Source organism: Parabacteroides sp. KHUB-02 (assembly GCF_056640955.1).
The window spans coordinates 1,008,970-1,022,179 of record NZ_JBWQEV010000001.1 but is presented as its reverse complement, the minus strand read 5'-3'; the positions used below and the strand labels follow the sequence as shown (position 1 = coordinate 1,022,179).

Here is a 13,210-nt window from a genome sequence, read left to right as displayed (position 1 = left end):
ATGTCATTTTTGTAGATTAGAATACATTTGTAAAGCGCCCTCTTGACGATTTTCTACAAAAATAACAAAAAATACGGCAAAATGCCGTTTATACAAATCTAAAACATCTTAATAAATCCTTACCATACGATCGACGGACAATACTGCGATATCGTATTTTTCAATACCTTTAGATTGATCGGCTTCGTGATAAAACCGGAAGCCCCGGCTTCTTTAGCGGCTTCCATATCAGAGTCGAATACATAAGCCGACTGCATGATTACGGGGATATCTTTCGATAGCTTACGGATTTCTTTCAAAGACTCGATACCCGTCATCTCAGGCATCTTTATATCCATCAAGATCAAGTCCACCTCGTTTTCCTTAAAGAGAGCCAAAGCTTCCAAACCAGTTTTAGCACGGATCAAATTACAATATTTATGTAAAATGGTCTTCAGAAGTAAATAATTACTTTCCTCATCCTCCGCGATTAGCAACGTGGGCTTTCCTCCACTCAAATCATTTTTCACATCCATATATATAACGTTTTATTCTTTTAATCAAAATCAAATAAACTCTGATGAAGCAAAGATAAAACAAATATTAGAAAGTAGACATAAAATTCAAGGAGATATGAGTATTCGGGGAAGTTCTTTTTCCACCCATGCTAGAAAGTTACGTCTATACCTCCCATAAATATCGCCTTCGGCATCGGGAATCCTTCGTTGATGGAATAACGGGTAGCCGTTAAATTCTCTCCTTTGACAAATAGATTCAAGCCTTTATCACGTGTACCGAAACGGTAGGCTGCCTTCGCATTCAAGGTTGTAAAATCTTCCTTCTCTGTACAACCTTCATTGGTATATAGATCAAAGATAGATTGTACATTTACATTTAAAGTAAAACGTCCCGGTTTATAAACAGCCCCTACATAAAATTTTTGACCGGGGGCACCAGGAATAGGCTTACTCATATGCAGATAACTGTAATTTAAGTTCATACTTAAATTCTCACAAATTTGATAACGAGTTTCAAACTCAATACCTTTATTTGTAAAGGTACCCGTATTTAGATTCTTGAAAGGAGGCCTATTATCCCCATTTACGCTCACCGAATAAATCATATCTTTCCCATCAATAAAAAATGCGGTTAACTCAGCATATAAATCACCACCCAAAAAAGATTGTCCGACAGCCACCTCATAATTCAACATACTCTCCGGTTTCAAATCTGGATTTGCAGCTCCCCACATATACATTTCACGAATATTGGGGCTACGAAAACCTTTAGAAACAGAAGCCCGAATCATATTTCCCTCAAAAGGACGAACAGTCACTCCCCCTTGAGGGACCCATTCTCCACCATAAGTACTGCTGTGCTCATAACGAACGCCGGCATTCAAACTTAACATATCAAACAAATCCTGTTGCATAATGACATATCCAGCCGTTTCATTCACAGTTTTGTCAACCAATTCTTTTTCAGAGCCATCGTTATTATCATTCCAAGCATGTCCACCCCAGTTTTTATAATCAATACCTACGGTAAAGTTATTCCCTTTAAACAAACGAAAAGACTCATATAATAAGACACCGACGTTGTGGTCATCAGATCGGAATAAATAAGTCAATGGTTTCTCTCCCGGATCGTAGCCATCATTAATCTTATGATTTCCCCAATTATAAAACAAACGTAAAGCCCCGCTCATTTTCCCATAATTATTTACCAAAGCCATAGATGCCGTACCACGCAGGATATCCATCTTATTATCTAATACAGGAGCCGAGGTCTTCCCTGGATTTTGAAATTTAGATTTAGCTAAGCTAACATCTCCTGTTATCTTATAATGTTCATTGAATGTATATCCCAAATTAGCAAAACCATTAGTAATATTAAAATCCGAATTCGGACGATGTCCGTCAGTACGATCATGGTTAATTGAGACAAAACTACTGAACTTCCCAACGTTAAAACCATTATTCACCATATATTTTTGTGTGTTATAGGAACCATACATCACACGGGCCTGCGTACGCCTTCCTTCTTGTTTATGATGACGAGTGATAATATTAACAACTCCTCCCATAGCGTTTGAGCCATATAATAAAGAACCCGGTCCACGGATAACTTCTACCCGCTCAACATCCGAAGCAACATATGTATCAGGTAATGCATGTCCGAACACACCTGCCCATTGCGGTTGTCCATCAAACAACATCAAAACCTTATTTCCACTCCCTACGCCACGAATATTTACGGTTCCAGCCGCTCCTTCCGAAACACCAAATCCTGTGATTCCTTTTTGTGTCACAAATAATCCCGGCACATACTCCGATAATACAGGAAGCAACGCCGATTCACTGCTAGCCTCAATCTCTTCCCGTTCGATGACCGAGATAGATAACGGCACACTGTTCCGGTTCACATGGATCTTGTTGGCGGAAACCACCACCCCTTTCAAATTGATCAGACTGTCAATCTCTGCCGGATCTATCGCAAACGCCATGGAGCCTATCAACAGTCCGGAAACTAGTAAAAGTTCTTTTCTCATATACTACTTACATCTATAATATTTATCATTTTAAACATCCCGTAGTGGCACGTTCACTAGAAAACGTGTTACCAAGCCTGCAAAAAAAAGCATTAATCCGCCCGGCTCATCACCAACTTACCATGCTTAATGCCTTTGATTGTCGTCAACTTATCCGACAATTCTGTCAAGCGGTGAGCCGTTCCCATCACCGTCACTATATGCAAGCAAAAATTCTGATTGATATAATACTGGGAAGACGACAAGATCACATCCTTATAATTTTGTTGGATACCCGTGATTTTCAATGAGATCTCTTTCTTGACTTGGTCATACATGATCACGATCGTCCCGGCTACGATATGGTTGCATTGCCATTTACGTTCGGCTACATTCTTCTCTATCAGAAAACGAATCGCCTGTGAACGATTGGCGAAGCCATTCTCATTCACATATTGATCCAATGATTCCAACAGATTGTCTTCCAAAGAGACACCAAAACGTTTTAAAGACATAAACCCTTTTTTTATAATTTTCGGTGCCAAAGGTAGTGTTTTTTCAAGAATCTCGGTATTCTATCGGCAGGAAGAGGAAAAATTAGTCGCTAATCACGAAAATTCATTCCGGTATCCCACCATAAGCGGGTACCTCCGGTATCCGGACCTCCCAGATACTCACACAAGGCGGAATATTGAGCCGGGTTACCGGAAATAATGCTAACCGGGAAATTCAAACGACGAATCATCGTTCGCGTATCGATCTTTCCATTGCTTTTATTCACCAAAACCGGGAACAAACGAGGATAACCGGTACGCCTCTGCTCCGCCCAAGCCTCACAGCCCTCGGGGTAACAAGCGATCCATTTTTGGGTAATGATCTTCTCCAGTTTGGTCTCCCTAGAGGCTTCTTCATCCCATGCCGGAGACACCAAGCAAAGCGCCTTCGCCGAATAGTCGGGAGTAAACGTATCCACGAAATCGGCGGCTACATGATCACTTTGTAAATAAGCGTTCGCCTCTCCTACCCTCCATTGATTGAACGATGATCGTACGCCTTGCTCATAGCAAGTCCCGGCGTCCTCCCCGGACCAGCCCCGCAAGGCTGCCTCCGCACGTAAGAACCAAACTTCCGCAGGCGTCATTAAGATAGCGTCCGTTTTCTGGGTAATCGTGCTTCTCGAATGCTCACTATAGCGGGAATGATTAAATCCTGTCCCTTGCCGGATTCCCCGGTACTCCCCGGAATATCCCTGTCCGGTAGCAGGCTCAAAATAACGGGATAATCGAGGGTCTTTATATCCTTTAAGGATCGATTCCATATTAGCGTTCATAAAAACCTCTCCCCACGCCTTATTGATCTCCCCCAGCGGATTCGAGTAGCCGGTTCCGGCGGTAGAAACCGCGACGACCTCATAAGCCTCCTCCAGCAAACCGGCTGGATGTGTCAGCGACTTATGCGCCTCATCCCTTGCCTTATCAGGGTCAGCCATAGCGATACGAATCGCCAAGCGCAAACGTAATGAGTTGGCGAAACGCATCCATTCCCCAAACGTCCTGTAATTCTCCGGCATAATCATATCGAAACGAGAAAAGGTTTCTTCTCCATCATATTCAGACAGCAGGTGAATAGCCTCCCCCAAATCTTGGAAAAAAGCATAATAAGCGTCTTTCTGGGAATCCGGCATTACCCCGGCATCCGACTCCCCAAACTTTGTATACACAATCGGGCCATAATAATCCGAGATCCGATGCATGATCTCTACTTTCAGTATTTTAGCGATCGCATAGAAAGCCGGATATTTATCACGGGAATGATCTTCCGTCTGCTTTATCTCCGTCATGATATATCCATACGTATTATCCCACATCGTACCATTCCAGCCATCCTGCAAATTATAGACCGTATTCCCCAATCCTGCGTTGAAGGGTTTAAAATCATGCATATAACCGGAAAACATATCCGCATTCAGATTTTGCATCGTCTGGAAATGCCAGTTCTTGCCACTCCCCCAATCATAATTAAAATAAATCCCCATCTGGACTACCTTTAGCCAGACACCGAACGTATTATAATCATACGTTTTCTGCTCATCGGTAAAACCCGTATTATCGGTATTATACTCCTCGAATTTACCCGTACAGGAAAAAAAGAGTAATACGGCCAACAGACCTGCCATCTTATTCAGAAATCTCGTCTTCATACGCTTAGAATGAAAGTTTCACATTAAAGCCGACACTTCTCGTAGTCGGTATCCCGAATATATCGATCCCTTGATTGCTATTGCTCGCCGAAAGCACGGCATCCGGATCAAATGGAGCCTTTTTATAAATAAAGAATAGATTCCGGGCGACAAAAGACAGTTCCGCCTTTTTAACAAATTGTTTCCTTCCCAGCAATCTCTTCGGTAGCGTATATCCTAAAGATAACTCCCGCAAACGGATATTGGTAGCATCGTACATATAATATTCAGTCACACCGTTTCGTCCTCCCACCTGCTCATAAAATCCTTTTATGTCATAAATATGATGTCCTTCCAAATCCACATACCCCATCGTACGGGCCTCTCCGGAAACTTTACTCACTCCCGTTTGGTCAAGCACAGCCTGAGTCTGGGCCAGCACATCTCCCCCAAAATGCCCGTCAATCAAGAAATAGAACGAGAAATCCTTATACGTGAAACTATTTCCCCAACCCAATAAGAACGCCGGATTGCAATTCCCCACCTTAGCCGTATTCCCGCTGCCGATCTCTTGGGGCAAGCCGTCCCGACCATACACGATCGCACCATATTTATCCCGCTCAAAAGCTTTCCCATAGATATCACCAAACGAGCCACCTTCCACCAAACGCATCGTATAGCTAGAGGAGAATCCTTCATCTCCTTGAATAAAGCTAGCCAAATCATCATGTAGTTTCTTTACTTCATTTTTATTCCGGGAAAAGTTGAGTGTCGTATTCCATTTAAACTGATTCGTTAAGATAGGAACCGCACCGAACGTCAATTCCACTCCCATATTCTGTATATTTCCCGCATTCACAAAATAATACTTGTATGCGGCTCCAGCGGAAGAAGGTAAAGAGAAGAGTTGATTTTTCGTATTGGTCTTATAGAACGTAAGATCCACGTCCATACGATAATCAAAGAATTTCCATTCGGTACCTATCTCAAAAGAACTGCTCATCTCCGGCTTCAAGGTACCGAACGGAGCCGTATCATTCGGCTGGGGAATCCCGCCCGCAGCGATATGGCCTACCGTATTGCTAACGAATAAGGGTATATCATTACCCACCTTACTCCAAGAAGCCCGTACTTTCCCAAAAGATATCAAGGAAGGCATCGAAAAGGATTTAGGGATAATCCAAGAAAGACCGACTGAAGGATAGAAAAAACCTCTTGATTTACGTTCCGTAAACGCAAGGGTAGATGACCAGTCATTACGTGCGGTCACATCTAAGTAAAGGCTTTCCTTATATCCCAACTGCGCCATAGCAAAAAAGGATTGCATTTGCCGGCGTGCGTCATCCGACTCCTCGATGTAGGCACTGGACGACATGTTAATATTAGCGATCGTAAAGACATTCGGATAATACAAGGAAGCCGTTTTCGAATCCAGCCTCAACGCACTGGTGCGTGTGTCCGTTATGCTCGTACCGATAGCGGCGTTCAAGGAGAAATCATCCCAGCTTTTATTCAATTTGGCCATCAAATCCCCATAGAGCAACGTAGTCTGGTAGGTGTAATAAATGTAACGCCCGTTCTCACCGGCGATACCCGGAGAGGTAGAAGCGTATATTTCCTGCTGATACTTATCATTCACATAATCGATATTTCCACGGCCCTGTAATGTAAGCCAATCTGTCACCTTGAAACTAGCGGAAGCCAACGCCAACACACGGGCACGTTTGTCCTCGTTTTCCGTACGGTTGACCAACCAATAAGGATTTTGCTCAAAATCAGTAATCGTAGTATACCAGTTCTGGACGTTCATATTCCGTTTCTCGTTATATACCTCAAAGTTCTCCTTATAAGGTGTCATATCCATCCCTCTAGGAAACGTGTATAAACCTTGTAACGGGTTCATATAAAATCCCCCGGCCGTAGGTTTTCCTTTGATTGTTTGGAGTATCAAGTTTACCTGCCCCTCCAAGATCAAACGATCATCAAAGAAAGAAGAACTTTCACGGAGATTAAAATTATGCTTGCTTAAATTATTCTTAGGAACGATGCCCCGTGCGGTCGTATTGGCATACGAAAAATAATTTTGCACATGGCTATTCCCTGCCGTAAATATCAATGAGTTAATAGCGGTAATACCCGTCCGGAAGAAATCGCCGACAGGGTCATAGACCGGAAGAGAAGCCCGGTCTCCCCAACAAGTTTCCGCCCCTTCCATCCGTCCGAACTCATTCTGAAACTTGGGGAGACTGATCGCTTGATCAACAGTCAGCGACGAGGAGAAATGAATATTCCGTACCCCGGCCTTACCTTTTTTCGTTTTGATCAAGATCACACCGTTCGCCGCTTGTCCCCCATACAACGCAGAGGCCGAAGCCCCTTTCAAGACACTCAAACTCTCTATATCATCAGGATTTAGATTAGAGATACCATCGCCCGCATCCCGGTTACCGGCATCGGCCGTACCACCAATCGTTGTCAAGGCTTGCTCACTGCTAATGCTCAAGATCGGGACACCGTCTATCACATACAAAGGCTGGTTATTTCCGGATGCGGAACGACTACCTCGAATAATCACCCGGGACGAGCTACCCAGACCGGCGGAAGTCCGGTTAATCTGGAGTCCAGCCATCTTTCCGGAAAGCGTACTCATAAAATTAAAATCCTTGGCCCTTACCAATTCCCCACCTGTGATTAACTGGGTGGCATAAGGCAAGGAAGATTCTTTCTTCTCGATACCAAGAGCCGTAACAACTACCTCGTCCAAAATCTGGGCATCATCCTCCAACTGCACATTCAATGACAATTGCCCCTCATACTCAATTTCCCGTGAACGATAACCGATATAAGAAAAAACCAAAGTAGCCTCCTCGGGAAGCTCCAATACAAAGCTGCCATCCATATCCGTAATCGTACCGTTTCTCGTTCCTTTTTCCACCACATTCACGCAGGCAATAGGCTCTCCTTTGTGATCGGTCACGATGCCTTTTACCTTACCATCCAGCTTTTGTTGCATTTGGATTATCGCCTCTTTCTTATTCAAGATGATCTGGTCATTCATGACCGTATAGACGATCTCCGTGTTCTTAAATAATAAATTTAAAATCTCGAAAACCGTACGTCCGGATAAAGATTTACGCACTTTCTCAGATAAATTGATCACCTGAGCGTCATAAATAAAAGAATAATTGGTTTGACTCTCAATCTCATCCAGAGCGCCAGCCAAGCTAACCGGGGGAGAGATACGAATATAGGATTCCGAACGTTCCTGTTGGGCGCCCAGCGGGAATATACATAATAATAGTAGAATGAAGATATAAATATATAATCTCATAATTTACACACGCACAATTTATCATGGGTAAATGTAAGAATTATTATCTAATACTATTCAATTATAACAAAAAATTCTCGCTTGGAGTACTGTTCTTCACAGATAAGTATCTCCAAACGAGAATAACCATCAGCTTCTGTTAAAGCTCAATATAATCAATCTGTCTGTTTATTTATTTTGAAGATGTGCAATAGTTGGAATTCTTATCCCACCATAACGGAGTAGCCACGATATCACCCTTACCTCCGAGCATAGACTTTCCCTTCTCATACTCAGCGGAATTGATCAAACTTTCCTTTGTAGGATATTTCATTCGTTTGATAAAGTTACCGGGATTCAAGACATCCGTATCGTTGTTGTTGTAAACAGCCTGGTCACGATAAACAGCCACATCCATACGCGGTAGGTTCAAACGACGCTTATCGCTCCAAGCCTCTTGTGCCAAATCAGGTATACCGGCGATATATTTCTGGGTAATGATTTTTTCCAGAGCCGTATTCCCGGCACCTTGCTGATCATCGTATTTTGCGCTTGTACCCGCATCGTTCTTTTCTGTGGAAGCTAAATAAGCATCCGCCTCGGAAGCGACTCCCCAAGTATTGAAAGAAGCACGAACACCAGCCTCATACTCCGACTTCGCGTCACCAGCTATAAAGCCACGTGCATACAACTCGGCCTTCAAGAAATGAACCTCCTCGGAAAGGAATAAATCATACGGACGAGATTTATACGGAGCACCGTCCTTGATAATAAAGCCCAGCTCGGCGCATTGTTTAGATTGATAAATTCCCGTATTGGCTTCCTCCGCCTTAGGCCCGTATACCAAACCTTTCCAATCTCCATTCTCGATACCCGGCTGGAAAACCTTCGGGGCACGAGGGTCCACTTTCTCAGGATGCACGTTAGAAACCGGTACACCGGATGTCTGGTTTACCACACCTTGCGGCCAAGCGACACCACCGATATTATTTACCAATTTCTCAACGGATTTAGACATACAGATCGGACCGCTCCATGTAATCTGGAACATGGTGTAATTGTAATCCTGTCCCCAAGAGCCATCGGCCTTCGGTGGCATATAAGCGTTATCAGCCTTATCAGAGATCAAACCTGCCGGAGAAGAAATAGCCGCATTCGCCTCTGCGATACATTTCGCCCGATCCACCTCTGTCAGACGGACAGCCAAGCGAAGACGCAAGGAATTAGCGAAACGTTTCCATTTAGACACATCATTCTTGTAAACCAAGTCGATACCCGCATCCGAGAAAATAGGCTGCGCACTATCACTAAAGCCATCCAAAGCGGCAGCAAGTTCAGTGAAATACTCATCATAAATATCCTTTACCGATTTATAAGGAGGATTCGCCTCAACGGTCTCATAAGCGGGGAAAGGCATCGGACCGAATTTATCGGCGGCCAAGGTATGTACATACACACGCCAGATCTTAGCGAAAGCGATCGTATTGGCATAAACATCCTTATCCTTCTCCGTCAAGCTACGAATCACGATATTGAGGGAAGCGATCTGTTTCAAATATTCCTCCCAAGTAAGATTATTCCACTCATCGTTCTGGATATAATTCTTAGTACTCCATGAACCACCATCCACTGTCATTTGCGAATAAAAATCAAGCTGTAACGGCTTCAAACGTTGTTCCACGTTACCTTCGATGATCACGCCACCACGCAATGTAGAGGCCAAACGGGGTTCGTTCATATTATAGTTCACGTCGTCCGTTGGTTTATCCGGGTTCTCATTTATACCCGTCAGGTCGCAACTAGTCACACCTAGCATCATTAACGAACAAGCTGTCAATATCTTTATACTCTTCATAATAATTCCATTTTTAGATTTATGTTTCCTTAAAAAGCCAGATTAATGTTGAAACCTAAGCTTCTCATTGTCGGCATAGAACCGTACTCAATACCTTGGGCGTTACCGGATGTATAAGCTGCTTCCGGATCAAAGCCCTTAGTCTTACTATAGATCATGAATAAGTTACGAGCCACGAAACTCAAACGGGCGGCGGTAAATGGAGTCTTAGCCAACATGGTTCTCGGGAAATTGTAGCCTAAACTCAATTCACGTAAACGAATATTTGTAGCGTCGTACATATAAGCTTCTGTCACGTTATTACTTGAAAGACCGTTCCAATAAGCCTGAGAGGTTATACTCTTTGTATTCGGGGTACCGTCTGCCAATACACCCGGAACTACCATACCGTCACGACCATCCAACGTCATCTCCAAATTACCGGATGAAGCGCCCGCACGGATAGAGCCCATGTAAACATCGCCACCGTAACGCATATCAAACATAAAATTCAATACGAAATTCTTATAAGACAAGGTATTGCTCCAACCCATCATCCATTTCGGCTGGTTATTGCCCAACAGTTCCATGTCACTCGTACGCAAAGGCACGCCATCCTCACCAATGATCACATTACCTTTATCGTCACGTTGATAAGCATATCCATAGATATCGCCGTAAGCGCCTCCTTCATGAGCCACGATCTTCAAGAAAGTAACCGAACCATCACTTAGGATTTGCTCTTTCGTATCATCCGTCAATGAAACCACCTTATTATTATTCTTTGACCAGTTCAATTGAGTATCCCACTGGAATCCGCTTTCCGTAATCACCGGAGTGGCATTCACAGCAATCTCGACACCCTTATTCTCAATATTACCGGCATTGATCATCTTCTTCTTAAAACCGGTCGCAGACGGAACATCGATCTTTATGATCTGGTCCTTTGCATTCTTCTTATAGTAAGCGACATCAACACCAACCCGGTTATCAAAAGCCTTTAACTCAAGACCTAACTCCCATGAATTGATCGTCTCGTTCTTCAAGTTCGGATTGGCCATCCAGTCCTCATTATTCGCACTGAAGATACCACCCTTGATATCGTAATCGATCTTATAGTAATCACGCAACATATAAGCGTCCGTATCATTACCTACCTGAGCCCAAGACGCACGGATCTTACCGAAAGAAAGAATACCCGTGTTATGCCCCATCTTATTTAACATCTGGGTGAAAATCCAGCTGGCACCTACCGACGGGTAGAAATAAGAGTCATTATCTTTCGGAAGTGTTGACGACCAGTCGTTACGAGCGGTTAAGTCCAAATACAAATAGTCGTCCCAAGACAATGATGCCGTAGCATATAGCGAGTTGATTTGTTTACGGTTGCGAGTATACTCACCACCATGTGTCTTACCGTTGGCGATCGCATGGAAATCGGGAATCACAAACTCACCGGATGATTCCTTGTACCATGTAGAATTACGGTACATCATATTACCACCTACCGTACCTACGATACCGAATCGATCCCAGTTGCCTTTAGCAGTCAATAAGAAATCGGAGTTGATCTCGGTGAATTTCTCCATATTGGCAGTCATGCTACCGTTGTTCTCCCAATACGGGTTACCTGTCGCACGGATTGTCTCATACTGGATGGTGTAATTATCCATACCAGAGCGAAGCTTCAAGCTCAACCAATCCGTAAACGTGAAATCCAAGGCCGCAAATCCGATAAAGCGGTCTTTCTTATCCTTGTTCGTATTGCGGTAAGCGGACCAATACGGGTTATTGGCGTTGGCTCCCGTGTCGATCAGATAACCAGCGGGCTTTCCGTCCGCACGTTTCCAATCATTATCTTTATAGGCGTCATAGTCAGAGAAGCCCACACTTCGGGGCATACTTAAATAGTTAAGGAAGATATTATCCGGGTCGCCCGCTAATTTCACACGGTTGTTCGTATGCTGGCTTACATAATTAACCTTCACGTCGGCCGATAACCATTTAGACAGTTTAGCCGTAGAACGCAAGTTGATAGACGTACGATCCATTCCGCTATTCGGAACAACACCCTTATTATCCAAGCGTGTCACGCCGGCACGGAAAGTGATATCCTCGGAACTCTTGCTCAAATCCACGCTGTTTGTCCAAGTGGTACCAGTGCGCAAGAAATCCTTATATAAATCATTGTCTCTCGCCGCATACTGGTAAGAACCCATCGCCATATCCTTAGAAGAACCGTCCATAGCGGCACCCCAGCTCGTCGCTTTATTATTATCGAAAGCGCCGTCGATACCTTGTCCGTATACATCTTGGAACTTCGGGGTTTGCATCGGGTTCTCAGCCGTGAAATTCGAGTTGATACTTACGCCCCAACCTTTATTCTGGCTACCTTTCTTAGTCGTGATCATCACGACACCGTTACCTGCACGGCTACCATACAACGCCGCGGCTGCCGGGCCTTTCAATACGGACATACTCTCGATATCATCCGGGGAGATATCAGAGATACCGGAACCTTTATCCACGTTACCGTTACCCCAATAGTCATCCGTACCACCGCTAAAGTTATCGATAGGTACACCGTCCACAACGATCAACGGCTGGTTATTACCAGTAATAGAGTTATTACCACGAATCACGATACGAGAGGAACCACCGACACCGGTACCATTTTGCTTGATCTGCAAACCTGCTACCTTACCAGCCAAAGCGTTGGCCACGTTAGCATCACGGGTTTGCGTCAGGGACTCACCTTTCAATTCAGACATAGAATATCCCAAAGCCTTTTTCTCACGCTTGATACCCAAAGCGGTTACCACGACTTCATCCAAGGCTTGCGTATCATCGACCAATTGAACCTCGATAGAAGGTTGTCCGGTAAAGACGATCTCTTGCGTATTAAAACCGATATAGGAAACTTGTAAAGTCGCATTGATAGGAACATCCAACTCGAAACGGCCATCCATATCCGTGATGGTACCGTTGGTAGTTCCTTTGACAATTACGTTAGCACCGATAATAGCCTCGCCCGTTTTGTCCGTAACGACACCGACTGCTTTTCGTGTCTGTTGTTGAGCGTTTAAGACTGTGACTTCATGCGTGTTCTCTGCGAAAACCATGGCCGGTACCAAACAGAATGCGCATACCCCCATGTTAATCATTAACGGAATTTTTCGAAAAAGAGAATAACTATTCCCCCTTAAAGCATTTAAGGTTACAATTTTATTCATATTTTTGTAGTGTTACTATTTATAATAAAGTTATTTGTAGCTGCGCCAACAGCTCTTCTTGACTTTTCGTACGGGAGAATACGCCAATATTCTTCCGTATGTTTTTAATCCTTGTTTATTCTTTCTTCATGGGCAGACGTATTTT

At 43.8% G+C, this 13,210-nt stretch carries 7 protein-coding genes; all 7 read right to left on the bottom strand.

The features are described from left to right. Positions 1-119: 119 nt before the first annotated feature. Positions 120-515, bottom strand: coding sequence for a response regulator (locus ACYIA1_RS04435; protein ID WP_005863076.1), 396 nt, complete (start codon positions 513-515; stop codon positions 120-122). Positions 516-646: 131 nt separating this feature from the next. Further along, the gene (locus ACYIA1_RS04430) at positions 647-2,530 is read right to left on the bottom strand and encodes a TonB-dependent receptor plug domain-containing protein (RefSeq protein WP_480334513.1); all 1,884 of its coding nucleotides are present in this window, start codon (positions 2,528-2,530) and stop codon (positions 647-649) included. A 92-nt stretch (positions 2,531-2,622) separates the two neighbouring features. Continuing rightward, positions 2,623-3,024, bottom strand: a complete 402-nt coding sequence (gene nikR / locus ACYIA1_RS04425) for a nickel-responsive transcriptional regulator NikR (RefSeq protein WP_005857797.1) — start codon at positions 3,022-3,024, stop codon at positions 2,623-2,625. An 89-nt stretch (positions 3,025-3,113) separates the two neighbouring features. Continuing rightward, entirely contained in the window at positions 3,114-4,709 is a 1,596-nt protein-coding gene (locus ACYIA1_RS04420) for a SusD/RagB family nutrient-binding outer membrane lipoprotein (protein WP_480334511.1), read from the bottom strand. A 4-nt stretch (positions 4,710-4,713) separates the two neighbouring features. Continuing rightward, the gene (locus ACYIA1_RS04415; protein ID WP_272060122.1) at positions 4,714-8,019 is read right to left on the bottom strand and encodes a SusC/RagA family TonB-linked outer membrane protein; all 3,306 of its coding nucleotides are present in this window, start codon (positions 8,017-8,019) and stop codon (positions 4,714-4,716) included. Positions 8,020-8,191: 172 nt separating this feature from the next. Beyond that, positions 8,192-9,853 carry a SusD/RagB family nutrient-binding outer membrane lipoprotein gene (locus ACYIA1_RS04410; protein WP_480334509.1) on the bottom strand — a complete coding sequence of 554 codons (1,662 nt, stop codon included), beginning with the start codon at positions 9,851-9,853 and terminating at the stop codon, positions 8,192-8,194. A gap of 29 nt (positions 9,854-9,882) precedes the next feature. Then, on the bottom strand, positions 9,883-13,065 hold the full coding sequence (locus tag ACYIA1_RS04405; protein ID WP_480334507.1) for a SusC/RagA family TonB-linked outer membrane protein: 3,183 nt from the start codon (positions 13,063-13,065) through the stop codon (positions 9,883-9,885). Between the last annotated feature and the right edge of the window lie 145 nt (positions 13,066-13,210).

Excerpts from the sequence above, each read along its gene's own strand:
- ACYIA1_RS04435 (WP_005863076.1), bottom strand. The coding sequence starts at position 515 with ATGGATGTGAAAAATGATTTGAGTGGAGGAAAGCCCACGTTGCTAATC.
- ACYIA1_RS04430 (WP_480334513.1), bottom strand. The coding sequence starts at position 2,530 with ATGAGAAAAGAACTTTTACTAGTTTCCGGACTGTTGATAGGCTCCATG.
- nikR (WP_005857797.1), bottom strand. The coding sequence starts at position 3,024 with ATGTCTTTAAAACGTTTTGGTGTCTCTTTGGAAGACAATCTGTTGGAA.
- ACYIA1_RS04420 (WP_480334511.1), bottom strand. The coding sequence starts at position 4,709 with ATGAAGACGAGATTTCTGAATAAGATGGCAGGTCTGTTGGCCGTATTA.
- ACYIA1_RS04415 (WP_272060122.1), bottom strand. The coding sequence starts at position 8,019 with ATGAGATTATATATTTATATCTTCATTCTACTATTATTATGTATATTC.
- ACYIA1_RS04410 (WP_480334509.1), bottom strand. The coding sequence starts at position 9,853 with ATGAAGAGTATAAAGATATTGACAGCTTGTTCGTTAATGATGCTAGGT.
- ACYIA1_RS04405 (WP_480334507.1), bottom strand. The coding sequence starts at position 13,065 with ATGAATAAAATTGTAACCTTAAATGCTTTAAGGGGGAATAGTTATTCT.